Below are 26383 nucleotides of genomic sequence, written 5' to 3' on the forward strand. Positions count from 1 at the left end.
TTAGACAAAGAGTTGGTATTAACCAACTCGTGCTCGTTTTGGATTTTCCAGTTTTCTGATTTTTGGTATGTCTTGTGCCAGCTCAATTGAAGTAGCGCGCATCATCAGTGGCTGAATCAGCGGAGAGCTTAGCAGGTTAATCACCTGACGGGCTTTTACTGTGTTTTTACGGGCTGGATTGATATAACCACGCAAAATAATTTCTTCATTGGAAATATAGACAAACTGGTCGCCTGGGCGGAGCCACTTGTCCAGTGTTACTGCGCACTGTACCTGCTTATTACGGGCCATACGCCATGCAGCCAGTGAATCACCGGCAGTTACCAACCGTGTGTTGGCAGGAATATTGGGAACATTCTTAAGAAAAATACTGCCGACCCGGCTGCTTTTGGGCGGTACAGCAATGGTGCTGACTTTAGCCTGAAACAGCGTATCCAGTAAAGTCACCCGCTTGGGTAGTGGATTATTGGGACACCACAGGATAACCTGACTGGCAGCAATGATTTGACTGTTATTTTCCAGAAACTGATTAATTTTTGGCGTACCGTAAGCCGGATTTTCAATAAAAATGACCAGATCAGAGCTAACAGTTTTTTTGTTAAATTCAGTATATAAATCAATATTTTGGCGTGGAGAAATTTCAATATTCATCCCCAGCTGTTGAGACAAACGCGGTTTGAGTGATTCCAGTACTGGCTGAAAACCCTGACTAATGCCCACGCGCAAGGTTTCAACCGCATGCACAGGCGTAACCGACAAAGCGAAAGCAAGCGATACTACTTTTGATAATTTCACTTTGAAACCTTTATGTTAATTTTATGTTACTTATTGTAATCGCATTTTAGCAAATTACAAACATTAAATTCTGTAAGCAATCTAAATCCACTTTTTAGCACGAAAATAAATTAAAGGTCCAATAAAAAATAACAGCACGATAAATATCACCAAGAAGAAACTGTAGTGTCCGTGGGCAAATGGCAGGCTTTCAGTGTTCATGCCATAAATGCTGGCAATCAGCATTGGCGGGGCAAGCATGCTGGGTAAAATAGAGAAACGACGGATCGTGTCGCTTTGCTCAGTGTTAATAAATCCTGACGTGGTATCGAGCAAGAAACGTACTTTTTGATACAAAAAAGTATCGTGCTCAACCAGTGAGCGCACGTCTTCGGTCAATTCCCGTACATCAACATCATAAATATGGCTGCCCAATGCACGAGGACGGCTGAGGAAAGTAAGCACACGGCGCAAGTCGATCAGGCAAAGCTGGGCCTTACCTAACACATCTTCCTGCTGGGCCAGCCGCGTTACCATGTCATCCAGATCCAGTACGTTTTCGCGATGATGATTATTGAGTACTTCAGTAGAATATTTTTCGAGGTCGCGGTGCACGTCCTCTAAGATATCCGCCAGTTCATCCACCTTGGCTTCCAGCAAGCCCAGCAAAATCCAGATTGGGTCTTTGTAGTCAATGTCATAATCATTGCGGCGGGCACGGGCGCGAAAGGCACGAAACGACACCAGTTTTTCGCCACGCAGGGTATACAGCCGTTCCTTGCTTAAAATAAAGGCAACGGTTTGTGCGGTGGCTAAAATATGACTGTTGTCTTCGTCTTCATTATCCGCCTGCAGGCTTTTATTTTTGGACAAAAAATAGGTGCTGATATGCAGGATGCCATCATCATCACGATAGTAGCGGGCTGAAGAAGAAATATCTTCCAGGGAGCGAATGGTCGGCAGGGTTTGGCCATAGGCGTCTTCTACCCACTGCTGTTCTTCCTGCGTGGGGGCAATCAGGTCAATCCAGACCAGCTCCTGCTCGAGGTCAAAACCACCCCGGACGGTGGTGTCCTGTAAGCTGCCGCGCTCGGTGGCAAAAAAAGCTTCGAGCATACGATAAGCTCCCTTGCGCGAAAATAATGATCAGTTAAACAGCGCCTAAACCTGGCGCCTATTCTATTCATCTATTTGAATAATGGGCAGGGGGCAAGTGCGGTTTTTACCAAAAAATCTTGCCATTTCGTCCATTTCTGCCGGAACCCATCCTGAGCGTTATGCCCGTGCAATCACCAGACTCTGGATCTGCTGTACCCCTAGATTATTTAGTTGCTGCTGCATGGCAGCCAGGGTACTACCCGTAGTCATCACATCATCAATGATCAGGATTTTGTGATAAATGACCCGGCACTGATCAGTATTGATATAGAAGGCATTCTGCAAATTAATGAAACGCTCCGTCTGTGACAAACCTTGCTGGGGAGGCCTGTGATGACGGTTCAAGGGCTGCCACAGCGGAATTTGCCACATTTTGCTTAATTGCTGAGCCAGTAACAGGGTGGGATTAAAACCCCGTGTGACCAGTTTTTCGGGTGAACTGGGCACAGCCACCAATGCCTGTACAGCAGGTTTAGGCATTTGCAGCAAAATATCATGCAGTATGGGTAACAATTCCAACCGCTGCTGGTATTTATACTGGTGAATCAGGCGATCAACCGGCCAGACATAATGACAGGCCGCCTGTACGGAATGCGACATGCTTTGATTGGGCAAGCTGTGATGAGGCAAGCTGTGATGAGAGCATGCAGTGGCTTGCAATAACCACGGCAATTCATGCCAGCAGTTGGCGCATAAACTACGGGCAGCTGCGGCGGGATAAAACTGACACAGTAGGCAAGCCGACGCATGACCTTGAGCTAAAGATCGTATCGCCTTGATCAGGGTTTGCATCAGGGCTTAAACGTAGGCATAGCGCGGTGCTTCTGGCAACCAGCGCTGGAGTAGGGGTTCAGCCAGTTCGGTATGCTGCCTTAAGATCAGGGCAGCAATACGCTGTGCCTGTGGGAGCAGATATTCATCCCGTTGCAGGTTGGCCAGCCGAAAACCCAGCAGGCCAGTTTGTCGCGTTCCTAGAATTTCGCCCGGACCACGCAGCTCAAGGTCTTTTTCGGCAATCACGAAGCCATCAGTACTGGCACGCAAGGTAGCCAATCGCTCAGTACCGTTTTCAGACAACGGTGATTTGTACAGCAACACACAAAAACTGGCGGTACTGCCACGACCCACGCGACCACGGAGCTGGTGCAGCTGCGATAGTCCCAGCCGTTCAGCATTTTCAATAATCATCAGTGAGGCATTGGGCACATCGACACCCACTTCAATCACAGTGGTGGCAATCAGCAAATGCAGTTCATTATTTTTAAAGGCACGCATGACGGCCTGCTTTTCTTCCGGCTTCATGCGGCCATGTACCAGTCCCAGCTTTAAGTGCGGTAAGCGTTCCGACAGCTCGGCAAAGGTATCTTCCGCTGCTTGTGCATCCAGACTTTCCGATTGTTCGACCAGCGTACACACCCAGTAGGCTTGCCGGCCTTCAGTACAGTTGGCTGCAACCCGTGCAATCACCTGTTCGCGTTTTTCAAATGGAATAGTGACGGTAGTAATAGGGGTACGACCTGGTGGCAGTTCATCAATAATGGAAGTATCCAGGTCACCATAGGCACTCATGGCCAACGTGCGCGGGATAGGCGTTGCCGTCATTACCAGCTGGTGCGGGGTAGTGCCTGCATTGCCTTTTTCACGCAAAGCCAGCCGCTGGTCAACGCCAAAGCGGTGCTGTTCATCAATAATCACCAGGCCAAGCTTTTTAAAAGCCACATTGGCCTGAAACAGTGCATGGGTGCCAATCACCAGTTGCGCCTGTCCGGTTTTAACCAGATGTTCAGACAGCTCGCGTGCCTTGCCTTTTTGCTTGCCGGACAGCCAGGCAACCTGAATGCCCAGTGGTTCAAACCACTGGCTAAAGTTAATAAAATGCTGCTCAGCCAGAATTTCGGTGGGTGCCATCAGCGCCACCTGCCAGTTACTTTCCAGCACATGACAGGCAGCAATGGCGGCAACCAGCGTCTTGCCTGCGCCCACATCACCCTGTACCAGCCGCAACATGGGCTTACTGTGTTGCAAGTCCTGTAGTATTTCTGCACTCACGCGCTGCTGGGCATTGGTGGGTTTAAAGGCAAGGCCGGCTAGCAGTTCCGTAATCAGTTGCTGGCTTGGCTGAATAACAGGCGCTGCAATAGATTGAATATAGTGCCGACGGGTGAGTAGGCTAATTTGGTGCGCCACCAGTTCCTCAAAAATCAGCCGCTGCTGGGCTGGATGGCGGCCCTCGCTGAGGTCAAAGACATTGGCATCAACTGGCGGCTGATGGATATAACACAAGGCGGCCTGCATGTCATAGTGCTTCACGCACTGGCTCGGCAAAAGTTCCGGCAGATGCTGTGAGTAATGTTTTAGGGCCTGATCGACAAACTGGCGCAGCTTGGCTTGCGTCAAGCCTTCGGTGGTGGGATAAATGGCGGTCAGGCGCGAGGCAGGCAGTGGTTCATCCGGACTGACGAACTGGTATTCGGGGTGATACAGCTCTAGGCCACGTGCGCCTACACGCACTTCGCCAAACACCCGCACGCTGCTGCCCACCCGGAATTTTTCCTTTAATCCCTTATACACCTGATAAAAGCGCAAGGTGATCTTGCCCATGCCATCACTGATTTGAATGGCCATGGAAGTTCGCTTGCCCGGTGGAAAGTCAACCGACTGAATGGTGCCCTGCAATAGGGCTGTTTTGCCCACAAACAACTGGCTCATGGGAATGATGCGGCTGCGGTCTTCATAGTCGCGCGGCAGGTGAAATAGCAAGTCGACCGGCGTGTAAATATGCAGCTTGGCCAGCAGTTGTGCGGCAGCTTCCCCTACACCCGATAAGTCACGAACAGTTATACTCATGCGCAAAGTGTAATGGCAGTTTCTTAAAAATGCATGTGTTGATTATAGGGCTGGGCAATATTGGTAGCCTGCTTGCGACAAATCTGGTCGCTATGGGTCATCAGGTGACAGGGATTAGCCGTAGCCCACGATCTATTGCCGAGGTCAATGCCATTGCCCAATCCGTTCAGCAACTGAATCTGGCTAAAGTGGCTCCCGTAGACTGGGTTTATGTGGTTCTGTCTCCAGATGACAGAACAGCAGACAGTTATCGGCATGTGTTTATTGATAGCATTGCACCCTTACAGCAAGCCTTGAATACGCATCCGGTACAGCGAGTGGTTTTTATTTCTTCCAGCAGTGTCTATGGCAGTGGTCAAGGCGAGCGGATGGATGAAACCACGTCGCCACAGCCGGACACGCCCACGGCACAGGTATTGTGGCAAGCTGAACAGCACTGGCGCAAAGTTTGGGGCAACCGATTAACTGTGGTGCGGCCCAGTGGAATTTATGGGCCCGGACGATTGCGGCTAATTGACTGGGTTAAACAGGGCAAGCCGGTCAAGCTGAACCAGTGGACGAATCGGATCCACAGTGATGATCTGGCAGGGTTTCTGGCTCATCTGAGCACCTTGATAGAACTGGCGCCACTTTATCTGGCCACCGACCAGCAACCCAGCTTGCAACATGAGGTATTGGCATATTTGGCCCAGCAGTTGCAGGTTGAAAACGTAACGACACTTGAAGCACCCGTGAGCGGAAAGCGGCTGGCGAGCCAGCGTCTTGAACAAACGGGCTACCAGCTACAATATCCGGATTACCGGCAGGGTTATGCCATGATACTGGCATTATCTTGTGAAAACAGGCATTAAGCGTTAATTGGTAAAACAAATACCTGCACGGCAGTTTGACTATTTTTTTGATAAATATGGGTGGTTTTGGCACTTGCAATGTGAATGGTTTTGGTTTCTGATTGGGGGTTAGCAATAGTATCTTTTTACCATTGCTAACAAATGACAGGATTCGTCCCGGGTAAACCTTGACTCCGGCACTGGAAGCCGGACTAAAAAGGTCGAAGAAATAGTGAGTGGCAAGGCAGCCCGGGATACTTTCAATACTGCGTGTAATGGGCTACACGGCACAACAAGATAGGGAATGGCTATCATGGATAAAAAAGGTAAAACGTCAGTAAAAAACTTGCTATTACTGACAGGACTTCTGGGGTTAATGAGCACTGCCAGTGCACAAACTATTTGCGCATTTGATCTTGGCGGGGCGTCGGGCGACAACTACGCCCTGATGAAAGATTATGTGCTAACGGTTAAAAAATGGAATGTTGACATTACCCTAAAACCCTATAGTAATGAAGGCGCTGCCTTACAGGATTTTAAGTCCGGCCAGTGTGATGGACTGGTGGCAACCAGTTTTGTGACCCGTAACTTCAACAGCTACACAGGGTCAATCAATGCCATTGGCGCTATTCCTAGCAACGTCATTGCCCGTAACCTGCTCATGCTGATGGGTAATCCCAAAGTGGCAAGTGACATGGTGGAAGGCGATTATGAAGCCGCCGGAGTCATTCCGATTGGCTCGGCTTATCTCACCACCAAAGACCGTACCACTAATACGCTGGCTAAAATTGAAGGCAAGCGGATTGGCGTGCTGGAAGTTGATCCGGTACAGCGCCGGATGGCCATCAAGGTGGGCGCCAAGCCAGTACTGATGACCATTGACAATGCCGGTAACAAGTTTCAAACCGGTCAGATTGATATTTTGCCAGCACCCAGCATGGCCTTTACTCCTTTGGAGGTGTATCGCTCCATGGGATCTAATGGCGGGGTGGCACGGTTTCCTTTAAGCTTTATGTCACTCAATCTGATTTTAAAGAAAAATGCCTATCCTGCTGGGTTTGGCCAGAAAAGCCGTAGCTGGTTCTCCAGTCAGGCACCACGCCTGATGAGCAAGGTTGCCCGTGATGATGCCAGCGTTCCGAGCAAGTACTGGTTCGATATTCCCAGTGAGGATCAGGTGGGCTATTTACGTATTTTACGGCAGATGCGTATTGAATTTGTGCAAAATAAGACTTATAACCCGCGCATGATGAGTCTGTTAAAACGCTTGCGTTGCCAGCAGGATGCCACCAATTATGAGTGCGCCCTGAAAGACGAGTAACCGCAGGATTCATAACAGAAAAAGGATAAATAATAGTTATAGCGAGGGAAAATGAATTTTTTTCAACGGAAAGATCAACGGGTACAAGCCCTGAAAAACAGGGGGTTTGTAAAGCTGGCCTTGTTATCGTTGCTGTTGTCGGGCAGTGCTATGACCACCAGTGCACAGGCTCAGACCCTGTGTGTATTTGACCTGAGTGGCACTTCTGGCGATTACTTTGCGTTTATGAAGGATTATGCACTGGCTGCCCAGAAGTGGTCAGTCATGATTGACCTGAAAGCCTATAACAAGGAAGAAAAGGCAATCAATGATTATAAGCTGGGCAAGTGTGATGCAGTCAGTGCCACCAGCTTTAGCACCCGTGAATTTAACAAGTTTACCGGTTCCATTAATGCCGTGGGTGCCATTCCCAGCAATACCGTAGCACGTAACCTCCTGCTCTTGCTCGGCCATCCCAAACTGGCGCCTGAAATGGTGGAAAATGGCCATGAAGCCGTAGGGGCTATTCCGATTGGTTCTGCTTATCTCACCATTAAGGACCGCACGGTGAGTGACCTGATCAAGATTGAAGGCAAGTGGGTGGGTGTGCTGGCCAGTGATCCGGTACAGCGCCGCATGATTGAGCAGGTGGGCGGCGAACCGGTACTGATGGCAGTGGATACGGCAATTTTAAAGGTGCAGGACCCCAAAGTGGATATTGTGCCATTGCCCAGCTATTCCTTTGAAGCATTTGAGCTATACCGCGCATTGGGCAATAAGGGCGGCATTGCACGCTTCCCCATTAGCTTTATGACCATGAATGTGATTGCACACCAGAATGCCTTTCCCAAAACCTTTGGCGCACAAAGCCGGGCATGGTTTGCAGCACAGGCACCGCGCCTGATGAAGAAAATCCAGTACTATGACAACAAGGTGCCAGCGCGTTACTGGTTTGATATTCCTGCCGACAATCAGGTGGCTTATTTTCAGCTGATCCGCAAAATGCGCCTCGAATTTGTACAAAACCAGACCTATCATCCTAAAATGATGAATCTGCTCAAGCGCTTGCGTTGCCAGCAAAATCCACAGGAGCCGGAATGCAAGACCCGCGATGAATAACTTGTTGCTATAACAATACCTAAAATTTTAGGTCAGACATAAAAAAATCCCCTTGCTGAGATAACAGGGGGATTTTTTTATGACATGAAAGACAGGTTATTTACTGCGCTTGCGCCGGGATTTCTGTTTTTCCAGCGCGGCAATGGCAGCAATCACTTCTTCATCACTAAAGTTGGTGATGTGCTGCAAATGATTCATGGTGTCTTCATCCAGCACCAGACGGGCATTGTCTGCCATGTTAATCAGGGTTTCGTCAAAGTACAGTACCTGATTTTCATCCAGACGGATATAGCCCAACTGGGTCAGGGCACCAATAAAGCTCTGGAACAAGGTTTTATCAAAGAACTCGGGTGAGTTAAATTCATACAGCACTGACAGGCGCTGACCAAGCAGATGGCTTAAATCCTCAATCTGCTTGGCAGTCACCCGGCCAGAACCGCGCTGGCGCAGCAAGGCCAGCGTCATAAAGTAGCGTTCCAGACTTTGCTTGACCGGCGTGGCCAGTACACCAAGCTGGTTATAGCTTTCACTGTTGGGTGCGGGGCTATACAGGGTTTCGCGGCCATCATCCATAATCAGCTCACAGCCAATCAGGGCTTCGACCACATGGTCAATCACGTCCGGCAGGTGATCTGCTTGCCATTTCAAAAACAGCTCGGCTTGCAGGAATGGATACAGGGTCTGAATCACACTGTTGATGTCTTCCCGGGTGATCTTGCCATTGTGTTGCACCAGCGAGGCAATCAGGGACGGCAGGATAAACAGGTGCAGGATGTTGTTGCGGAAATAGGTGAGGAGCACGGCCTGATTGTCTTCAATGGCAATAATATCGCCTAGCACATGATGCACGCGCTTGATCAGTTTGAGCTTTAAGCCATAGCCAATGATTTCCCGGCCCGGCAGGGAAGTGACTTCAACCCGCTCATCATAGGGCGCCATTTCTGCCAGACGGCGATAGGTGTCCAGTTGCTTGATGCAGACTTCTTCATCCAGCGCATGCTTGGGCGTGGATAACAATACCAGCGACAGCAGTGATACCGGATTAATCACGGCAGCCCGGTTAATGTTCTGCATGATTTCCTGCGCGACCGCATTCACCGCAGCCGATGCTTCTTCTGGCAAGGGTTGCTCATTACTGGTCAAGCGGATCTTGTCAGCATTATGCTGTTCCAGCATCTTATCCAGAAACACCGGCTCGCCAAAGCTGACATGCACCTTGCCAAAAATCCGCTCAATCTTGCGCGCGGCCTGAATCAGGCCAAAAATTGATTCGGCTTCTTTAGGCTTGCCCTGCATTTCACCCACATAGGTGCCGCCTTCCATCAGGCGCTCGTAGCCAAAATAAGTGGGAATAAACACCACTGGCTTGCCACCACCCCGCAGCTTGCTGTGAATGGTCATGGCCAGCATGCCGGTGCGCGGACGCAGCAGGCGACCCGTGCGCGAACGGCCGCCTTCAATAAAGTATTCCAGCGGTGTGTTACGCACCAAAATGCTATGCAGGTATTCCTTGAGCACAGCACTATACAGCTCAAGCCCCTTGAACGAACGACGGATAAAGAAGGCACCGCCACCGCGCAGGAACTGGCCCAGCAACGGCAGGTTCAGGTTGTCACCGGCTGCAATGTAGGGAATCATCAGGCCGCGCTTGTAAATCACATACGACAGCAACAGGTAATCAATGTGGCTGCGGTGGCAAGGTGTATAAATGATTTCATATTTTTCGGCCAGTTCGCGCACAGTCTGAAAGTGATGTACTTCAACCCCGTCATATAGCTGCGTCCATAGCCATGCCAGCCCGCGTTCAAACACCCGCACGCTGGATGGGGAGTAATCAGAAACAATTTCATCCAGATAGCCCGCCGCCATTTGCTCAGCCTGCGCTGGCGTAATGTTGCTGCGGATTACTTCCTGCTTGAGCGCATTTTGCACATCACGCGACTGGATCAGCCCACTCACCACATTACGGCGATCCGATAAATCCGGCCCTAAAATGACTTCACGCTGCTTGGCCAGATATTCGGTCAGGTTGCTGACAATATACGTGGCTGGGGCAAGGTTGGGATATTTCACCAATGCTTCATTCAGCATCTGGCGCAGTGAACGCGCTTCATGGAATTCCAGATAAGTCTGGCGGCCATGTACGCCAATATTGACCAGTTGCTTGAGCGCACTTGGCGTTGCCCAGGAATCAGTGACCAGCAGCTTGAACCAGGATTCTTCCTTTTCCGGCGCGCGGCCCCACAGCACCGTCACGGGAACTAGCTGAATGTCCAGTTCTGGATTTTTTTCCAGTGCTTCAATCAGCCTGAGCAGACGGGGTGGAAAGGTATAGTTATTGGGATAAAAATTATTGCGCTGGGCCCGTTGCTGCAAAAACAGAATGGAAGCATCTTCATTTAGCAATGGACTGTCCATGCTGTCCAGCGCTGGCGGCAATTCCAGGCGGCGGGTTTCACTGTCCAGCACCAGTGCATTGCTGCGTGAATAGTTTTGCAGGATATAGCAGACCAGCTGGCTGGACGTTACCCCATTTTCAGCTTCTACAGCAGCGGCAACCCCAGCAGCAGAAAGCTCCTGCGCTTTTATCGCGGTGGAGAGCTTATCGGTTGCCCCGGATTCACCCAAAAGCTGCGGAGTGACAAAGGTGCTTAGCAGCTTGCCGGAAACCCGACGATACATCTGGGAAAAACTATTTTTCTTTGCCATTCACTCATCCTGCCTGCTGATTTTGCTGGTTTCTGGTTCTGCTGTTAATGTTGCCTGTTTAAGCAATGCATTTGTTGACTGCGCCTATTATTACCCAGCGCTGAACAAAAAACCTTGACCGTTTGCATAAAATTTGCCGATAAAAGGCGCAATAACACACAGTTACTACCGGGCTTGCCCATTTTAGCACTGCTCAAGCATGCCACAAGCCATTGCGCCATCACATTAGCGTTTTGGATAACGTACTGGTTAAGGTAGCGCTGATTATGGAGAAACATGGAAACCACCACAAAGGCCATAGCGCTGATGCCGTTGCCCCAAACCGCCCTGCCATAACAACAGTACTGCTAAAGTGATACGCAGTTGCTAGGCTATTTTTAATAAACTGATCTTTATAGAGTAATTCTACAGATGATCATGGTCTTTTATGATGCCGCCACTTACGCCCACTTCAAGTCCCGCCAATGAAAAAAAACCTGAGCCGCTAGACAGCCCACGCGAGGTGCATTGCCTGCTGTATGACCGGGCCACTGGCAAGGCTGTGGGTGCAGTGGCGCTAGATCAGGTAAAGGCAACGTTGGCAGAACAGCCCGATTACTTTGCCTGGATTTACCTGCTGCGGCCGGAAAGTGAAGTTTTGCAGCAAATCAAGCAGGATTTTGGCTTGCATGAACTGGCCATTGAAGACACCACCGCATTATTCCAGCGTACTAAGATCGAGTCCTATGGCGATACGCTGTTTGTGGTATTTAGTACTGTAAGCCAGAATGCCCAGCAGGATAAACTGGAGTTTGGTAGCAGCAATATCTTCCTGACTGACCGCTATATTATTTCGGTACGCCAGAGTGATGCGCTGTGTGAAAAGCAGGTGGCCAGCCTGTGTGAAGCCAGCCCGCATCAGGTCATGTATGGCCCGGCCTATATTTTTTATGCGCTGATGAATTGTCTGGTTGAGCAATATCTGCCTGCCATTGCCCATTTGCATGATCGCTTGCAGGATTTGAAGCAAAATATTTTTACCGACAAGTTTCACCGGCAAACGCTGATTGACCTGTATGGGCTAAAGGAAGAGCTCACCAATTTTCATCTGGCTGTGGTGCCCACCAAGGAAGTGACCTGCTACCTGATTGCACACCAGTCGGTGGAACTGCTTGAGGTCATTCCCAAGGAAGTGATTCCGTATTTTCGGGACATTCAGGACAAGATTTTAAGCACGCTGGACATTATTCAAAGCCAAAGCGAAATGCAAAAATCAGCCATGGACATTCACATGGCACAGGTCAGCCTGAGCCAAAATGAAATCGTCAAGCGGCTGGCATCATGGGCGGCAATTCTGGCGGTTCCGACCTTAATTTCCAGTGTGTACGGCATGAACTTTGACAATATGCCGGAGCTGCACTGGCCGGCGGCCTATTTTATCGTGCTGGTAATTATGGTGGCTATAAGCTCATTTCTGTATTATCGGCTCAAGCAGATTAACTGGCTATAGCAGCAATTTTCTCATTTCCAATCCAGTTTGCTATACTGGACAGACGTTACTTTACAGTCATGTTTTTTGGCGGCATGCGGCCATAGTTATGTTTATGGTTAAAAAACATGAGTTATGACATGGGTTTATGATGAATCAATTAACAACCGAGCTGGTTGAGCTACTTACCCTCGAGAAGCTTGAAGAAAACCTGTTTCGTGGCATTAGCCGTAATATTGTGGGCAAGCGTGTGTTTGGCGGACAGGTACTGGGGCAAGCGTTACGTGCTGCGGCCATGACCACAGATCGCCCAGCCCATTCGCTGCATGCCTATTTCCTGCATGGCGGCGATATCAAGGCACCGATTATTTATCATGTAGAACATCTGCGTGATGGCAAAAGCTTTGTGAGTCGTCAGGTTAAGGCCTTACAGCATGGCAAGGTGATTTTTACCGCGCTGATTTCCTTTGCTCCACAGGAAGAGGGCCTAAATTACCAGACCTCTGAGCCGGAATATCCTGCGGCAACCACCCTCAAAACCGAGCAGGAACTCAAGGAATCCATTGTGAATTTCCTGCCGGAAAATGTGCGGGTCAATTTTATGCGCGAGCGTCATATTGACATGCGCTATGTGAGTGTCACCAATCCGTTTACCCCACAGCCGGAAGCACCCTCGCGTGCGCACTGGATGAAAACCTGGGACAGCCTACCGGATGATGAAGGCTTGCATCAGGCGATTGTGGCGTTTAGCTCGGACTTTGCCCTGATGGGAACCGGACTGATGCCGCATGGCATTAGCTTTATGACGCCTAACCTGCAAGCCGCCAGTCTGGATCATACCCTGTACTTCCATAAGCCAGTGCGTGCCGATCAATGGCTGCTACATGATATGGATGCCACGGTAACAGCCAGCGCCCGTGGCCTGAATTTTGGCCGCATGTGGCAAAATGGCGAGCTGGTGGTCAGCACCGTGCAGGAAGGCCTGATGCGTGTGCGGGAAACTGAAGAGCGCTAGGCGTCTATCAGCACTGCATGTTAAAAAGCCATTCTTGGGTTTATAAGAATGGCTTTTTTATTGTTTTTAAATAAACTTTATAAAAATTCATAGCAAAAAAATATTTTACAGGGTGCTGGATTACAGCCATTATGCTTTTGCATCCAGCCACCATCAATGAGCACCATGAAACTATTTAAGTCGTTAAATACGCAAATTTTTATTGCTGCTGTACTGGGCGTATTGTTTGGCTTATTACTCAATACACTGCCGGTTGAATCAGCTTTTCACAGTGCCAGCCTGTATGGACTTGGTATTGCCAGCAGTATTTTTATTGGTTTACTCAAGCTGATTCTGGTGCCACTAATCTTTACTTCGATTGTGGTGGGCGTATCCAACTTGCAGGCGCATGAGCATGGGCATCGCGTCTGGAAAGTTACAGTAATCTGCTGTTTAACCACCACAACGATTGCAGTAACGATTGGTATTTTGTGTGCACACTTATTTCAGCCGGGGCAAGGCTTGCACATTGACCTATTCCAGCAGGCGATGAGTGGCTTTGAGGCCAAGCAGCAGTTTTCTCCCTCTGAGTTTATTGGCCAGTTTATTAATGGCGTACTGGTGAATCCCTTTAAGGCCATGGCGGAAAATAATGTGCTGGCCGTGGTGGTGTTTGCCTTGCTGGTTGGTGCGGCACTGGTGGCTGGTGGCCCGCGCTATCAGGTTATTCATGGGTTTTTTAACCAGTCGTTTCAGCTTATTATGCAAATAGTTAGCTGGATTATGTGGCTGGCACCCCTTGGTATTTTTGCCTTAATGGCCAAACTGATTGCCAGCGAAAGTCTGGATGTACTGGGCAGCCTTGCCAAGTTTGCCGTAGTGGTGACTGGCAGTACCATTTTTCATGGTCTGGTGGTGTTGCCAGCCCTGTTATGGATTTTTGGCAAAATGTCCCCGCTAAGATTTTTCCGGGGAGCGCGGCCTGCCTTGATTACCGCATTTGCCACCAGTTCCAGCTCTGCCACCATGCCGGTGAGCATGCGCTGTGCCGAGCAAAATCTGGGTGTTAATCCGGGCGTGGTGGGCTTTGTGGTGCCGCTGGGTTCACAAATGAACATGGATGGCACGGCTTTATATGAAGCCGCAGCAGCGTTGTTTATTGCCAATCTGGTAGGACTGGATTTAAGCATTGGCCAGCAGGTGGTGGTATGCCTCACTGCCATGATTGCATCTTTAGGCGCGCCGGGCATTCCCAGTGCGGGCATGGTTACCATGATTATGGTGCTGCAATCGGTGGGCTTGCCAGCTGAAGCCGTGGCGATTTTATTGCCGATAGACCGTATTCTGGATACCGTGCGCACTGTGGTGAATGTGCAGGGTGACATGATGATTAGCGTGGTGGTGCAGCGTTTTTCCGGAATGAATGGATCGGCAACAGAAAGCACGCCAGCCGTTCAACCTCCGGCCTCCTCACTATCGGATTAACAGCTATTACCGTGCTGAGAAATCAGCGAGTTTTTCCAGTTGATAAATCGCATCGCTCAGGTCATCCATTTTTTGGCTTAGGATGGCCTGAGTACCATTAATCCGTGTTTATGAAAAATGTTCATCGTTGTGGCAAAAAATTCATAGAAATGTGGCATTAAAGCCACCAATATCATGATGTAATTCTGTAGTGAAGTAGCGCTGGATTTTTTAACAGTATTTTTTTTAATCATCAGGGCTTTTTCAGCTTCTGAAAATGTGGTGGCCTGCATGATTAACCTCGGCAATGAAAGGCAAACATTGAGTATAAACCCATGCAAACCGAAATACGCAGCTTAACAGCAGATGAATGTGATGCCGCTTACCGGCAGGCCGCGTATGCGCTTCTACAGGACAATGGCTGGTCGCAGCGGATTACCAGCCTTGAGCAGTTTGACGCCTTGGTGAATGCCTCGTCATGTAACTTTATTGCGCTACATGAGGGGCAGGTGATTGGTTATATTCGTGCCATAACCGATGGATTGTCGAATGGCTCTATTTCCATGCTGGTGGTTGACTCAGCCTATCGCAAGCAGGGCGTTGGCCGCGATCTGGTGCAAGCCGTTATCAATAGTGCACCTGGTGCAACCTGGGTATTGTGTGCAGGCCATGAAGGCTCAGCCAATTTCTTTGAGAAATTAGGCTTTGAAGTGTCCAGTATGGCAATGGAAAGGAACCGCAAGTCATAGATTTTCTAGATTTAAAACCTTAACAAGAGATGTTGTATGCGCTGGTTGTTTGTAGTGATTATGGTGACGTTGTTTGAGCTGTTTAGCTATGGCGCTGCACAGGGCTTGAACTGGGGCCTTGCCAGTATTTTAAGCCCGCAGTCTGCGCAATACCTGCTTTGGGGCGTGTTTGCAATCAGCAATGGGTTGCTGGTGATCGCCATCCTGCGGCTTTTCAGCCTAGGCCTTAAACTGGCTATGACATGGCTCACCTTATTATGGCTGGTGATTTTAACCACTGTGGCCGTGGCTGGCGTGAATGTGATTCTTCACTATAGCCTAAGTACCCTGTATCAACAGCCGTTTTACCAGAATTATGGTGTACTGCTAATGATGGCACTGGGCTTTGCAGGCTTGGTTGGTTTAAGCCTGTATAACGCCTATAGGCCTACTGTGCGCAGGTTACGCATTACTATTGATAAGCCTTTAAGCACGCCGCTACGCCTTGCCATGGTTTCGGATTTGCACTTAGGCCTGCTAGTGGGCAAACGTCATCTAGAGCAATTGAGCAATATTATCCAGCGTGAACAGGTGCAGTTATTGCTGATGCCCGGCGACATTATGGATGATGATATCAAGTACTACCAGGCCCGCCAGATGCAATCCAATTTGCAGCAACTGGTGAGTCAGGTGCCGCTTGGTGTGTATGCCACCTTGGGTAATCATGATTTGTATGGTAATCGGGCAGAAATCACTGACGCACTGCGGCAGGCCGGTGTGCAGGTGCTGATTGATGAAAGTGTGCTGATCAATAATCAGGTCTGGCTGGTGGGGCGGCTGGATGACATGGTAGGCAATCGCAAAGCCACCACGGAATTAATGCCAGCAAACCTGAATCAACCCATCATTGTCATGGATCATCGGCCCAGTGGTATTCATGAAAACAGCCAGTTACCCATTGATTTGCAGGTATCCGGGCATACTCATAATGGGCAGATTTTCCCGGCCAATTTTATTGTGAAATACTTAAATACCGTGGCGTATGGCTACGAGAAAATCCGCAATACCCATGTGGTGGTGAGTTCTGGCTTTGGCTTTTGGGGTGTGCCATTCCGCTTGGGATCACAGTCGGAAGTCTGGGTCATTGAGATGGTAGGGGAGAGTGAGCGATGATAAATGAAATAATATTAAAGTATTTATTTCATTTTTATACACTATCGTTTACTCATCCAGATCCTCATCACCTACTTCTGAAATATCGTCAATATTAATGCCTTTAAGTCCAACCGCATCCATATGAATATCAGGATGCAATAAACTGCTTTCCTGACTCTCTAAGGTATTATCCATCGGATTAATTGCTTTACCGTCTTCATCCACTACATAGTTCAGGCGGCCCGCCATCACCATGGCCAGTTCTTCCAGACCCAGCTTGCTTAACGATGAAAACAGCTGAATGGAAAAATCCAGCTTCATTTTTTTGAGTTCTTTTTTTACTTCCAGCAATACAGTGCTGGCTGGCCCACGGTTCAGCTTATCGGCTTTGGTCAGCAGGATATGCACAAATAAATGCCGATCTTTAGCCCATTCCAGCATCATGCGGTCAAAGTCCTTTAGGGGATGACGCACATCCATCAGCAACACCAGACCCGTCAGGCTTTTGCGTTCAATCAGGTAATTTTGCAGCTCTTTTTGCCAGACTTTTTTCATTTCTTCGGGCACGGCGGCATAGCCATAACCGGGCAAATCCACCAAACGCTGATCGGGATTGCCCAGGCTAAAAAAGTTGATCATTTGCGTGCGACCCGGACGCTTGGAAGCCCGTGCCAACTGATTTTGATCGGTAATACAATTAATGGCACTGGACTTGCCGGCATTGGAACGACCTGCAAAGGCGATTTCAAAGCCTGTATCCTCTACACACAAATTAAGCTTGGGCGCACTCATTAAAAACTCAGCCTTGCGTAACCAGCTTAAGGCACTGAGGGCATAGGCAGAGGTTGCCGTATTTTCTTTTTTGGCATAAGAAATCGGCTTGAAGTCATGACGCTGAAACTTGGGTATTCTGGCTTTAGGGCGCATAGTCAAACAGGGCTCTAATGATCTAGGAGAGTGTTATCTGAAACGGTATGAGGTGAGCAAATCATCTGGGTGCAGTATAAAGCCTTTTGCACTGCCTGTGTTTTTTCTTCGTGGCCTGTGATGGGGTAGGGACAAGGGTACTAAGAACCGACTTGATTTCTAGCAACTTAATTTCTGCCAGTACTATTGCGCCAGCATTAAATCCAGCACCGGAATGCGGTTATCGGCCTTGATAGCCTGTTGCAGTGGCGCCTTGATCATGTCTGCGAGGGTGTACTGATCCAGATAATTAAAAAACACCTGTAAAGCCTGATCCAGCGCGGGTTTGAGCGCACAAATGCTAATCAGGGTGCAGGGTGTACTATGACAGTCCACCAGCTGAATTTGCTGCTGGGTATTTTGTTCCAGCGTTTTAATGGCCTGACCCAGTCGGTATTCACTAGCCGGACGTGCCAGACTGATACCGCCACCCTTGCCGCGAGTGGTTTGTACCCAGCCCTGCTTGCCCATAAAATGCACCACCTTTACCAGATGGTTGTGCGATACCATCAGCTCTTCTGCCATCTCACTGATGGTAAAAGGCGTAGGACGGGGCGGCTGGGTCAGATAAATCAGTACCCGCAAGCCAAGATCGGTAAACCGGTTTAATTGCATGATTTAGGTACACAAGGGTAGAAGAGACAAAGAACAACACAGGTTGCTTAAAATAAAAGCAGGGTTAATCCTATCACAGATTAACCCTTGATCGCCGATAAACTAAATAAGCATTCTAAACAATCAGCTATTCAAATACAGTTGTACTTAATACCTGTAGCGCCTTAACAGTCCTTAGCTAAAATGCACACCGCCAGTGCCAAAGGCTTCACTATGGATTTGCTCGGGCTTGATGCCACGTGCCACCAGTGCCTTGTGCTGTTCCTGCATAAATGGAATCGGGCCACACAGGTAGTAATCGGCATCAGTTGGCAATTGTTCAGTCGGTAACTCTGCCAGATTTAGACGGCCCGCATAGTGATAATCCTGACCTAGTACATCACTGTCCTGCGGATGTTCATAGGCAGTCCACAGACTCAGATTTGGCTGCCGGGTTTTAAGGTCATTTAAATGCTGCTTCATGGCATGCACCTGACTGCCCCGGCAGGCATGAATAAAATGCACGGGTTTTGGCATATCCAGACTCACCAGATGATTGAGCATGGCAATCATGGGGGTTAAGCCCACACCGCCACTAATCAGCACATTGGTTTTGTGGCTGTCGAACAGAAAGAAGTTCCCGGTGGGTGCAGTTACTTCAATTTCATCATTTTCCTGCATGGCATGCAGAGTATTGGATACCCAGCCGCCAATTTTGTCACCCTGTGCATCTTCACGCTTCACGGAAATGCGCAAATGATCAGGACGCGGGCTATCCGACAGGCTGTACTGGCGGGGCTGCTTGTGACCCAGTTCCGGTACAGTCATACGCACGGAAATATACTGGCCAGCCTGATGCGGTGGGAGTTTGCCGCCATCGCTAGGGGTCAGATAAAACGAGGTAATTTCGCTACTTTCCTGAACCTTTCTGGCAATCTTGAACTTGCGCCAGCCGAGCCAGCTGCCCTGGGTTTGCTGATGTTCCTGATAAATCTTTTGTTCAGTTTCAATAAACACATTGGCCAGTTGTCCATAAGCCGCTGCCCATGCAGCAATTAGCTCATCTTCCATCGGCACTTTCAGCACTTCACTAATGGAATGCAGCAGGTTTTCACCCACGATATTGTAATCCGGTGCCTGAATGTTCAGGCTCACATGCTTGTGCGCCACCAGCTCAATGACTGGTGCTAGCACAGACGGGTCTTCAATATTTTCGGCATAAGCCAGCACCGCGCCTGCCAGAGCCTGTGCCTGTGCACCACTACGCTGATGCGCCAGATTAAAGGTTTCCTTTAAATTCGGGTTGTTGGTCAACATGCGATTATAAAAATAGCTGGTTAAGGCAACCCCGTGTTCACGCAATACAGGAACAGTGGCTTTAACAAGGTCTTTCTGGCTCTGGGTTAACATGGCAAGCATCTCTGGCTGTGCTATAAGATGTATATAAAATACATCTTATAAAATCCAGCTGTCAATCTTAAATTCCATGATTTTTTAGGTGTTTAATTTAATCAAATTAACTCATTGAAAAGAATGAACTAAATATTTTGTAATGCCTGCTGTAAATCAGCCATGAGATCATCAATAGCTTCCAGCCCAATGCAAAAGCGCACTAAAACCCCTTCATAATGATGGCCAAGTTGTCGCATGTGCTCCAGTTGATAAGGCATCACCAGACTCACCGGGCCGCCCCAGCTATAGCCCAGCTTGAACAATTGCAGGGCATCACAAAATGCATCCACCTGTTGCAGGGAAAATTCGGGTTTAAACAGCACGCTCATCAGTCCGGCGGCCCGGTTGCTTTCACCACACACCTGTTGCCAGAACGCATGTCCTTTAGCATCAGGCAGGGCAGGGTGAAGTACCTGTGCAAAACAATCCTGCTGGCCTAACCAGTTGGCCAGTTGCCGCGTAGTGTTATCTTGCTGCGCATAACGAAGCTGAATACTGGGCAGGCTACGAATAATCCGCTCGGCGTCATCACCGCCCACACCAATGCCCTGTAAGGCATGGGTACGTAGCATAGCCAGATGCAGGTTGCGTTGCCGGGTTACAATACTGCCCATCAGCACATCAGCGCCACCACTGGGATACTTGGTTAAGGCATGCACGCTAATATCGACACTCAGATGTTCTTCTGAAAAATCAAACGGGCAAAATGCCAGCCCGGCGCCCCAGGTGTTATCCAGTACGGTCAGCACATTGGCTGCCTGTGCCTTTTTCACCAAGCTCACCAGATCAGGAAATTCCAGCGTCACTGAACCGGCTGCTTCCAGCCAGATCAGCTTGGCCCTGGAAGAAGGCGTAAAGCTGCTGGCATCCAGCGGGTCATACAGGAAATAATCAATGCCAAACTGGGTTTTAAGCTGTCTGATCAAATCCTTGTTTGGCCCATATATATTGTCAGGTAGCCAGACCTCATCGCCCTGCTGTAAAAATGTAAAGTTCACCAGACTAATGGCAGACAAACCACTAGGCGCCAAAATGCAATATTCACCCCCCTCAAGTGCAGCAATACGATCAGCCAGCGCATAGGTGGTTGGTGTGCCATGCAGGCCATAGCTATAGTCGTAGTCATCCTGCCAGCTTCGGTTGCGCATAGCCTGTGTAGACTCAAAAAACACCGTAGATGCCCTATATACAGCAGGTTGAACCGACCCAAACTTTTGTGGCACCTGTTTTTCAGGATGAATCAAATGGGTAATACTGGAGCTAACAGGCCTGGAGGTAGTTTTAAGAGTATTGTTAGTAGTGGGGCTGGCAGGTGTATTGGTGTGGGCTGAATCCGTCATCACAAGTTCACAAGGCAATATTTGAGTCAACGCTAAATAAATAACAGGGTGCTGGCAAGGTCAACCCTGATTTATTTTTATCAGACAAAATAATTACCTGCATCAGCAGCGACTGCAATTTGGCAACGGTTTTAAAGGAAAAGATAACACAGTCATAAAATCACGCATGATTTAATGGCTGTTTAATAACGAGTTCAGCACACATACTGACTAGCCGGAGGTAAACTGATGCAGACAGCACTACGGGTCCATTATTTCCAGCATATCTTGCATGAAGGTTATGGCAGCCCGGAACATTATTTAAAAGAAAAAGGCGCAGTATTCAGCCATACCGAGTTTTTTGCACTGGATAAAGGCCAGCAAGCCAGCAACTTGCCTAGCACCGATGAGATTGACCTGCTGATCGTCATGGGCGGGGTGATGAGTGTAAACGATGAAGCCACTTATCCATGGTTAAAACAGGAGAAACAATGGATTCGGGAGTTCATAGCCAAAGACAAGCCAATCATTGGGTTATGTCTGGGTGGGCAACTGATTGCCAGTAGTCTGGGGGCGCAGGTTCATAAGAACAAGTATGAAGAAATTGGCTGGTGGTCGATTTTCAAGGTCGATGGAGCTGCCCAGCACGATCCATCACAGCATATTTTTGATTTTCCTGATGACCTGATTGCCTTGAGCTGGCATAACGAAACCTTTGAGTTACCTGAGGGTGCTGTATTACTGGCCGGCAGTGCAGCCTGTTCAAAGCAGGCCTATCAGTATAAGCACAATGTGCTGGCTTTCCAGTTTCATCCGGAAATCACGCCTGTTAATCTGGCCTTGTTTCTGGAAGAAAAGCCGGATATGGAAAACAAGGATGGGACCTATATTCAGTCATTCCATGAACTGATGGCTACTTCGCTGGATACCTTTAAGCCCGCAAACGAAATGCTCAACCGCGCCATTGATTTTGTACTGCAAGCCACTGCACAGGCACAAAGACTCAATTCTGTCAAAGCCGCTAAAAACAACGTTCAGCCCACATAAGTTTGCTTGCTTTTAAGCCAGTTTGTCCCTACAATAGCCAGCCTTCGAGAAACTTGGTTTTCTCAAGCGGCTGTGTTTTGCCTGTCAAAACCAGCCATGACAGTCGTGGCATCGTTCACGACCTTAGTGATTTTCACTGCCTTTGACCCTCAAGCTTGAGGCGCGTCAAGGGTGATTCTTTATTATTTGGCTTGGAGTAACTGGTATGGCTAACCAGAGAATCCGTATCCGCCTGAAGTCGTTTGATCATCGTCTGATTGATCAGTCTGCCCAGGAGATCGTAGAGACCGCTAAGCGCACTGGTGCGCAAGTTTGCGGCCCGATTCCGATGCCTACTCGCATCGAACGCTTTAACGTACTGACTTCCCCACACGTCAACAAAGACGCGCGTGATCAGTATGAGATCCGTACCCACAAACGCATGGTTGATATCGTACAGCCAACTGATAAAACAGTTGACGCGCTGATGAAACTTGATCTTGCTGCTGGTGTAGACGTACAGATCGCATTGGGCTAATCCTAGATTAGTTCGTGCAGTGTTAAGGCTTTCGGTAAGTTGATGCAACTAAATGCTTTTCTAAATAGCAAAACTGCTCAACAAGCCGCTTTTTAAGAGGTTAAACAAATGGCTATTGGTCTAGTCGGTCGTAAGTGCGGTATGACCCGTATCTTCACAGAAGCCGGCGTCTCCGTGCCAGTCACGGTGATCGAAGTCGATCCAAACCGTATTACTCAAATCAAAACACTGGAAACTGATGGCTACCAGGCTGTGCAGGTTACCACTGGCGAACGTCGCGAATCTCGCGTTACCAACGCCCAGAAAGGTCACTATGCCAAAGCGGGTGTTGCTGCAGGCCGTGTTGTGAAAGAGTTCCGCGTTAACGAAGCTGACCTTGATGGTCGTGAAGTTGGCGGTACTATCGGTGTGGACGTGTTCACCGTAGGTCAGATCGTTGACGTTACTGGTCAGAGCAAAGGTAAAGGCTTCCAGGGTGGTGTTAAGCGCTGGAATTTCCGCACACAAGATGCAACTCATGGTAACTCGGTTTCTCACCGTGTACATGGTTCTACTGGTCAAAACCAGACACCTGGTCGCGTGTTCAAAGGCAAGAAAATGGCCGGACACATGGGTGACGAGCGTGTAACCGTACAAGGTCTTGAAGTGGTATCTATTGACGCTGAACGTTCTGTTCTGGTGGTTAAAGGTGCTGTACCCGGTTCGATTGGTGGCGACGTTATCGTTCGTCCGACCATCAAGGCCTGAGGGATATTAACGTGAATCTGAAGACTGTTTCTGGTGCAGCTGTTGAGCTGTCCGACGTTGCCTTCGGCAGAGAATTCAACGAAGCCTTGGTACACCAAGTGGTAACTGCTTATCTGGCAGGTACTCGTCAAGGCTCTAAAGCACAAAAATCTCGTGCTGAAGTTTCTGGTGGCGGTAAAAAACCTTTTAAACAAAAAGGTACTGGTCGCGCCCGTGCGGGTTCTATTCGTAGCCCGATCTGGCGTGGTGGTGGTAAAACTTTTGCAGCCCGTCCTCAAGACTGGTCTCAAAAAGTAAACCGCAAAATGTATCGTGGTGCGATGCAATGTATCCTGGCTGAACTGGTTCGTCAGGAACGTTTGGTACTGGTTGAAGATATTGCTGTATCTGCACCAAAAACCAAAGAATTGCTTGGCAAACTAAACGACCTAAATGCAACTCGTGCATTAATCGTGACTGATGCTATAGATGAAAATCTGTATCTGGCTGCGCGCAATATTCCTCACGTTGACGTGGTGGATGCTGCTGCGGTTAATCCGGTTAGCCTGATCGCGTTTGATAAAGTTGTGATGTCCGTAAATGCTGCCAAGAAACTTGAGGTAGAACTAGGATGAATAACGCACGCTTGTATCAAGTCCTAAAAGGACCACACTACTCTGAAAAAGCTCAGGTACTGGGTGACACGCTTGGCGTTCAAGTGTTTAAAGTTGACGTCAACGCCACCAAGCTTGAGATTAAAAAAGCGGTTGAAACTCTTTTTGGTGTTCAGGTTGAATCTGTGAACACATTAAACCAGAAAGGTAAAACCAAACGCTTTGGCCGTACTGTTGGACGTCGTTCTGACAGCAAAAAAGCATACGTCACCCTGAAAGCTGGCCAGGATGTTCAAATGGCTGACTTGGGCGATACCGCTGAGAGCACAGCGGAGTAAGGACGAAAATTATGCCTATTCAAAAATGTAAACCAACGTCTCCAGGACGTCGCTTTGTAGAGAAAGTGGTTCATCCACATCTGTTCAAAGGCCGCCCTCTGGCTGCGTTGACTGAAAATAAGAAAAAAACTGGTGGCCGTAATAACAACGGTCATATCACCACACGTCACGTAGGTGGTGGTCACAAGCAGTTGTACCGTGTAATCGACTTCAAACGTACCAAAGATGGCATTCCAGCCACTGTTGAGCGCATTGAATACGATCCTAACCGTACCGCACACATCGCACTGTTAAAGTATGCCGATGGCGAGCGTCGCTACATCATCGCCCCTAAAGGCCTGAGTGTTGGTGATAGCGTACAGTCAGGTAATGATGCGCCGATCCGTACTGGTAATTGCTTGCCACTGCGCAACATGCCACTGGGTTCTACCCTGCATAACCTTGAGCTGAAAATTGGTAAAGGCGCGCAATTAGCACGTTCTGCTGGTACTTCTGTTCAATTGCTGGGTCGTGATGGTAGCTACGCAATCATCCGTTTGCGTTCTGGCGAAATGCGTAAAGTGCATATCGAGTGCCGTGCAGTTCTGGGTGAAGTTTCCAACTCAGAAAACAACCTGCGCTCACTGGGTAAAGCTGGTGCAAGCCGCTGGCGTGGTGTTCGTCCTACCGTTCGCGGTATGGCAATGAACCCGGTTGATCACCCGCATGGTGGTGGTGAAGGCCGCAACAAGGGTATGCATCCAGTAAGTCCTTGGGGTCAAAAATCCAAGGGTTATAAGACTCGTAGCAACAAGCGTACGACTAACATGATCATCCGTGATCGTCGCGTCAAGTAAGGAATTAGAATATGCCTCGTTCTCTGAAAAAAGGCCCGTTCGTCGATGCGCATCTGTTTGCCAAAGTCGAAGCTGCTGTAGCTGCCAACTCTCGCAAGCCGATCAAAACCTGGTCACGTCGCTCGATGATTCTGCCGGACTTTGTGGGTCTAACCCTCTCTGTTCATAATGGTCGTAACCATGTTCCTGTGATTATCACTGAACACATGGTTGGTCATAAACTTGGTGAATTTGCGCCAACCCGTACCTATCGCGGTCACGGTGTTGACAAGAAATCCAAACGGTAAGGTGTCAAAATGGAAGTAACTGCTAAATTACGCGGTGCGGCCATCTCGGCCCAGAAAGCTCGCCTGGTCGCTGACCTGGTCCGTGGCAAGCCGGTTGGACGCGCACTTGAAATTCTGTCATTCAGCAATAAAAAAGCAGCTGTTCTGGTGAAAAAAGCACTGGAATCTGCAATTGCGAATGCAGAACACAACAATAGCTTGGATGTTGATGATCTGAAAGTCTCTACAATCTATGTAGATGAAGGCATTACCTTAAAACGCATTCTACCGCGTGCTAAGGGTCGTGCAGATCGCATCAGCAAGCGTACCTGTCACATCACCGTTAAGGTAGGGGTTTGATATGGGTCAGAAAGTTCATCCAATCGGTATCCGCCTTGGTGTAGTGAAGCGTCATAACGCCAACTGGTATGCCAATCCGAAAAATTATGCTGAATATTTGCTAAAAGACCTACAGGTTCGTGATTTCTTGCACAAGAAATTAAAATCTGCCATGGTCAGCAAAATCCTGATTGAGCGTCCTACTGGTGCTGCCAAAGTCATCATTAGCACTGCACGTCCAGGTATTGTGATTGGCAAAAAAGGCGAAGACATTGAGAAGCTGCAGCGTGAGCTGACCCAGATCATGGGTGTGCCTGCACAAGTCAGCATCAATGAAATTGACAAGCCTGATCTTGATGCCCGTCTGGTTGCGGAAAGCATTGCTTCCCAACTGGAAAAGCGTGTGATGTTCCGCCGTGCCATGAAACGCGCTGTACAGAACTCCATGCGTGCTGGTGCCAAAGGGATCAAGGTTGAAGTATCTGGTCGTCTGGGTGGTGCAGAGATTGCCCGTACCGAATGGTATCGTGAAGGCCGTGTGCCATTGCATACCCTGCGTGCAGACATTGACTACTCAACCATGCGTGCTGAAACAACCTACGGTACGATTGGCGTTAAAGTATGGATTTTCCGTGGTGAGATCCTGGGCGGTATGCGTCAGGTATTGAATCCGGCTCCTGCTGATGAGCGTCAGCCTAAGCGTCGTGGTGGTCGTGATGACCGTCGTAACGAAGGCCGTAATGATGGTGAAAACCGTCGCGGACGTGGTGAAGGCCGTGGACGTGGTGAAGGCCGCGCTGCTGCAGACAAGGGAGAATAATCC

General features: G+C 48.9%; 26 protein-coding genes. 17 read left to right on the plus strand and 9 right to left on the minus strand.

What is annotated here, in order from left to right; translation table 11 throughout:
• Positions 1 to 18: 18 nt before the first annotated feature.
• The 4 genes from Q337_RS0115220 to recG form a co-directional block, all read right to left on the minus strand.
• Positions 19 to 795 (minus strand): hypothetical protein, encoded by a 777-nt coding sequence (locus tag Q337_RS0115220; RefSeq protein ID WP_026472314.1) that lies wholly within the window; start codon positions 793 to 795, stop codon positions 19 to 21.
• Positions 796 to 876: 81 nt separating this feature from the next.
• A complete protein-coding gene (locus Q337_RS0115225) occupies positions 877 to 1890 on the minus strand; it encodes a CorA family divalent cation transporter (protein WP_026472315.1) in 1014 nt (337 codons plus the stop codon).
• A 159-nt stretch (positions 1891 to 2049) separates the two neighbouring features.
• Positions 2050 to 2724 carry a ComF family protein gene (locus Q337_RS0115230; RefSeq protein WP_051526941.1) on the minus strand — a complete coding sequence of 225 codons (675 nt, stop codon included), beginning with the start codon at positions 2722 to 2724 and terminating at the stop codon, positions 2050 to 2052.
• A 6-nt stretch (positions 2725 to 2730) separates the two neighbouring features.
• Complete coding sequence (gene recG / locus Q337_RS0115235) at positions 2731 to 4779, minus strand: ATP-dependent DNA helicase RecG (RefSeq protein WP_026472317.1); 2049 nt, start codon at positions 4777 to 4779, stop codon at positions 2731 to 2733.
• 29 nt (positions 4780 to 4808) lie between these two features.
• On the opposite strand from recG, the gene Q337_RS0115240 reads away from it, so the two are divergent.
• The 3 genes from Q337_RS0115240 (at position 4809) to Q337_RS0115250 (ending at position 8028) form a co-directional block, all read left to right on the plus strand.
• Positions 4809 to 5630: an NAD-dependent epimerase/dehydratase family protein gene (locus Q337_RS0115240; protein ID WP_026472318.1), complete on the plus strand. Its 822-nt coding sequence runs from the start codon at positions 4809 to 4811 to the stop codon at positions 5628 to 5630.
• A gap of 355 nt (positions 5631 to 5985) precedes the next feature.
• Positions 5986 to 6930 carry a putative solute-binding protein gene (locus Q337_RS0115245; RefSeq protein ID WP_156935831.1) on the plus strand — a complete coding sequence of 315 codons (945 nt, stop codon included), beginning with the start codon at positions 5986 to 5988 and terminating at the stop codon, positions 6928 to 6930.
• Positions 6931 to 6981: 51 nt separating this feature from the next.
• The gene (locus Q337_RS0115250) at positions 6982 to 8028 is read left to right on the plus strand and encodes a putative solute-binding protein (protein WP_051526942.1); all 1047 of its coding nucleotides are present in this window, start codon (positions 6982 to 6984) and stop codon (positions 8026 to 8028) included.
• Positions 8029 to 8124: 96 nt separating this feature from the next.
• Here Q337_RS0115250 and plsB read toward each other — a convergent pair whose 3' ends face one another.
• Positions 8125 to 10737: a glycerol-3-phosphate 1-O-acyltransferase PlsB gene (gene plsB / locus Q337_RS0115255; protein ID WP_026472321.1), complete on the minus strand. Its 2613-nt coding sequence runs from the start codon at positions 10735 to 10737 to the stop codon at positions 8125 to 8127.
• Positions 10738 to 11164: 427 nt separating this feature from the next.
• On the opposite strand from plsB, the gene corA reads away from it, so the two are divergent.
• The 5 genes from corA to Q337_RS0115290 all read left to right on the plus strand — a co-directional run bounded on the left by corA (position 11165) and on the right by Q337_RS0115290 (position 16564).
• Positions 11165 to 12226 carry a magnesium/cobalt transporter CorA gene (gene corA, locus Q337_RS0115265; protein ID WP_034280631.1) on the plus strand — a complete coding sequence of 354 codons (1062 nt, stop codon included), beginning with the start codon at positions 11165 to 11167 and terminating at the stop codon, positions 12224 to 12226.
• Positions 12227 to 12356: 130 nt separating this feature from the next.
• Entirely contained in the window at positions 12357 to 13220 is an 864-nt protein-coding gene (locus tag Q337_RS0115270; protein WP_026472324.1) for an acyl-CoA thioesterase, read from the plus strand.
• A gap of 165 nt (positions 13221 to 13385) precedes the next feature.
• Positions 13386 to 14684, plus strand: coding sequence for a dicarboxylate/amino acid:cation symporter (locus Q337_RS18060; protein WP_051526969.1), 1299 nt, complete (start codon positions 13386 to 13388; stop codon positions 14682 to 14684).
• 314 nt (positions 14685 to 14998) lie between these two features.
• A complete protein-coding gene (locus tag Q337_RS0115285; RefSeq protein WP_084494892.1) occupies positions 14999 to 15412 on the plus strand; it encodes a GNAT family N-acetyltransferase in 414 nt (137 codons plus the stop codon).
• A gap of 36 nt (positions 15413 to 15448) precedes the next feature.
• Positions 15449 to 16564 (plus strand): metallophosphoesterase, encoded by a 1116-nt coding sequence (locus Q337_RS0115290; RefSeq protein ID WP_026472327.1) that lies wholly within the window; start codon positions 15449 to 15451, stop codon positions 16562 to 16564.
• A gap of 48 nt (positions 16565 to 16612) precedes the next feature.
• On the opposite strand, the gene yihA is transcribed toward Q337_RS0115290, so the two are convergent.
• The 4 genes from yihA to Q337_RS0115310 all read right to left on the minus strand — a co-directional run bounded on the left by yihA (position 16613) and on the right by Q337_RS0115310 (position 20898).
• Entirely contained in the window at positions 16613 to 17473 is an 861-nt protein-coding gene (gene yihA / locus Q337_RS0115295) for a ribosome biogenesis GTP-binding protein YihA/YsxC (protein ID WP_051526943.1), read from the minus strand.
• Positions 17474 to 17656: 183 nt separating this feature from the next.
• Entirely contained in the window at positions 17657 to 18127 is a 471-nt protein-coding gene (locus tag Q337_RS0115300; protein WP_026472329.1) for an Rrf2 family transcriptional regulator, read from the minus strand.
• 174 nt (positions 18128 to 18301) lie between these two features.
• Complete coding sequence (hmpA, locus tag Q337_RS0115305; RefSeq protein ID WP_026472330.1) at positions 18302 to 19516, minus strand: NO-inducible flavohemoprotein; 1215 nt, start codon at positions 19514 to 19516, stop codon at positions 18302 to 18304.
• A gap of 128 nt (positions 19517 to 19644) precedes the next feature.
• Complete coding sequence (locus tag Q337_RS0115310) at positions 19645 to 20898, minus strand: PLP-dependent transferase (protein WP_084494893.1); 1254 nt, start codon at positions 20896 to 20898, stop codon at positions 19645 to 19647.
• Between the two features lie 228 nt (positions 20899 to 21126).
• Here Q337_RS0115310 and Q337_RS18065 point away from each other — a divergent pair, with 228 nt between their 5' ends.
• The 9 genes from Q337_RS18065 to rpsC all read left to right on the plus strand — a co-directional run bounded on the left by Q337_RS18065 (position 21127) and on the right by rpsC (position 26380).
• Positions 21127 to 21924: a type 1 glutamine amidotransferase gene (locus Q337_RS18065; protein WP_051526944.1), complete on the plus strand. Its 798-nt coding sequence runs from the start codon at positions 21127 to 21129 to the stop codon at positions 21922 to 21924.
• 205 nt (positions 21925 to 22129) lie between these two features.
• The gene (gene rpsJ / locus Q337_RS0115330) at positions 22130 to 22441 is read left to right on the plus strand and encodes a 30S ribosomal protein S10 (protein ID WP_026472332.1); all 312 of its coding nucleotides are present in this window, start codon (positions 22130 to 22132) and stop codon (positions 22439 to 22441) included.
• A gap of 108 nt (positions 22442 to 22549) precedes the next feature.
• Positions 22550 to 23188, plus strand: a complete 639-nt coding sequence (gene rplC, locus Q337_RS0115335) for a 50S ribosomal protein L3 (protein WP_026472333.1) — start codon at positions 22550 to 22552, stop codon at positions 23186 to 23188.
• Positions 23189 to 23199: 11 nt separating this feature from the next.
• Positions 23200 to 23802 (plus strand): 50S ribosomal protein L4, encoded by a 603-nt coding sequence (gene rplD, locus Q337_RS0115340; protein WP_026472334.1) that lies wholly within the window; start codon positions 23200 to 23202, stop codon positions 23800 to 23802.
• Positions 23799 to 24119: a 50S ribosomal protein L23 gene (gene rplW, locus Q337_RS0115345; RefSeq protein WP_026472335.1), complete on the plus strand. Its 321-nt coding sequence runs from the start codon at positions 23799 to 23801 to the stop codon at positions 24117 to 24119. Before rplD ends, rplW begins: the two co-directional genes overlap by 4 nt.
• An 11-nt stretch (positions 24120 to 24130) precedes the next feature.
• The gene (gene rplB / locus Q337_RS0115350) at positions 24131 to 24955 is read left to right on the plus strand and encodes a 50S ribosomal protein L2 (RefSeq protein ID WP_026472336.1); all 825 of its coding nucleotides are present in this window, start codon (positions 24131 to 24133) and stop codon (positions 24953 to 24955) included.
• An 11-nt stretch (positions 24956 to 24966) separates the two neighbouring features.
• Positions 24967 to 25242, plus strand: coding sequence for a 30S ribosomal protein S19 (gene rpsS, locus Q337_RS0115355; protein WP_026472337.1), 276 nt, complete (start codon positions 24967 to 24969; stop codon positions 25240 to 25242).
• Between the two features lie 9 nt (positions 25243 to 25251).
• On the plus strand, positions 25252 to 25581 hold the full coding sequence (gene rplV, locus Q337_RS0115360; protein WP_026472338.1) for a 50S ribosomal protein L22: 330 nt from the start codon (positions 25252 to 25254) through the stop codon (positions 25579 to 25581).
• A gap of 1 nt (position 25582) precedes the next feature.
• Positions 25583 to 26380: a 30S ribosomal protein S3 gene (gene rpsC, locus Q337_RS0115365; protein ID WP_026472339.1), complete on the plus strand. Its 798-nt coding sequence runs from the start codon at positions 25583 to 25585 to the stop codon at positions 26378 to 26380.
• The last annotated feature ends 3 nt before the right edge of the window (positions 26381 to 26383 follow it).

Origin of the sequence: Alkanindiges illinoisensis DSM 15370, from assembly GCF_000619845.1 — a bacterium.
GTDB lineage: Bacteria > Pseudomonadota > Gammaproteobacteria > Pseudomonadales > Moraxellaceae > Alkanindiges > Alkanindiges illinoisensis.

What these genes read in the sequence shown, in the direction of transcription:
- Q337_RS0115225 (WP_026472315.1), bottom strand. Translation starts at nt 1,890, where the DNA reads ATGCTCGAAGCTTTTTTTGCCACCGAGCGCGGCAGCTTACAGGACACC.
- Q337_RS0115230 (WP_051526941.1), bottom strand. Translation starts at nt 2,724, where the DNA reads ATGCAAACCCTGATCAAGGCGATACGATCTTTAGCTCAAGGTCATGCG.
- recG (WP_026472317.1), bottom strand. Translation starts at nt 4,779, where the DNA reads ATGAGTATAACTGTTCGTGACTTATCGGGTGTAGGGGAAGCTGCCGCA.
- Q337_RS0115240 (WP_026472318.1), top strand. Translation starts at nt 4,809, where the DNA reads ATGCATGTGTTGATTATAGGGCTGGGCAATATTGGTAGCCTGCTTGCG.
- Q337_RS0115245 (WP_156935831.1), top strand. Translation starts at nt 5,986, where the DNA reads ATGAGCACTGCCAGTGCACAAACTATTTGCGCATTTGATCTTGGCGGG.
- Q337_RS0115250 (WP_051526942.1), top strand. Translation starts at nt 6,982, where the DNA reads ATGAATTTTTTTCAACGGAAAGATCAACGGGTACAAGCCCTGAAAAAC.
- plsB (WP_026472321.1), bottom strand. Translation starts at nt 10,737, where the DNA reads ATGGCAAAGAAAAATAGTTTTTCCCAGATGTATCGTCGGGTTTCCGGC.
- corA (WP_034280631.1), top strand. Translation starts at nt 11,165, where the DNA reads ATGATGCCGCCACTTACGCCCACTTCAAGTCCCGCCAATGAAAAAAAA.
- Q337_RS0115270 (WP_026472324.1), top strand. Translation starts at nt 12,357, where the DNA reads ATGAATCAATTAACAACCGAGCTGGTTGAGCTACTTACCCTCGAGAAG.
- Q337_RS18060 (WP_051526969.1), top strand. Translation starts at nt 13,386, where the DNA reads ATGAAACTATTTAAGTCGTTAAATACGCAAATTTTTATTGCTGCTGTA.
- Q337_RS0115285 (WP_084494892.1), top strand. Translation starts at nt 14,999, where the DNA reads ATGCAAACCGAAATACGCAGCTTAACAGCAGATGAATGTGATGCCGCT.
- Q337_RS0115290 (WP_026472327.1), top strand. Translation starts at nt 15,449, where the DNA reads ATGCGCTGGTTGTTTGTAGTGATTATGGTGACGTTGTTTGAGCTGTTT.
- yihA (WP_051526943.1), bottom strand. Translation starts at nt 17,473, where the DNA reads ATGCGCCCTAAAGCCAGAATACCCAAGTTTCAGCGTCATGACTTCAAG.
- Q337_RS0115300 (WP_026472329.1), bottom strand. Translation starts at nt 18,127, where the DNA reads ATGCAATTAAACCGGTTTACCGATCTTGGCTTGCGGGTACTGATTTAT.
- hmpA (WP_026472330.1), bottom strand. Translation starts at nt 19,516, where the DNA reads ATGTTAACCCAGAGCCAGAAAGACCTTGTTAAAGCCACTGTTCCTGTA.
- Q337_RS0115310 (WP_084494893.1), bottom strand. Translation starts at nt 20,898, where the DNA reads ATGACGGATTCAGCCCACACCAATACACCTGCCAGCCCCACTACTAAC.
- Q337_RS18065 (WP_051526944.1), top strand. Translation starts at nt 21,127, where the DNA reads ATGCAGACAGCACTACGGGTCCATTATTTCCAGCATATCTTGCATGAA.
- rpsJ (WP_026472332.1), top strand. Translation starts at nt 22,130, where the DNA reads ATGGCTAACCAGAGAATCCGTATCCGCCTGAAGTCGTTTGATCATCGT.
- rplC (WP_026472333.1), top strand. Translation starts at nt 22,550, where the DNA reads ATGGCTATTGGTCTAGTCGGTCGTAAGTGCGGTATGACCCGTATCTTC.
- rplW (WP_026472335.1), top strand. Translation starts at nt 23,799, where the DNA reads ATGAATAACGCACGCTTGTATCAAGTCCTAAAAGGACCACACTACTCT.
- rplB (WP_026472336.1), top strand. Translation starts at nt 24,131, where the DNA reads ATGCCTATTCAAAAATGTAAACCAACGTCTCCAGGACGTCGCTTTGTA.
- rpsS (WP_026472337.1), top strand. Translation starts at nt 24,967, where the DNA reads ATGCCTCGTTCTCTGAAAAAAGGCCCGTTCGTCGATGCGCATCTGTTT.
- rplV (WP_026472338.1), top strand. Translation starts at nt 25,252, where the DNA reads ATGGAAGTAACTGCTAAATTACGCGGTGCGGCCATCTCGGCCCAGAAA.
- rpsC (WP_026472339.1), top strand. Translation starts at nt 25,583, where the DNA reads ATGGGTCAGAAAGTTCATCCAATCGGTATCCGCCTTGGTGTAGTGAAG.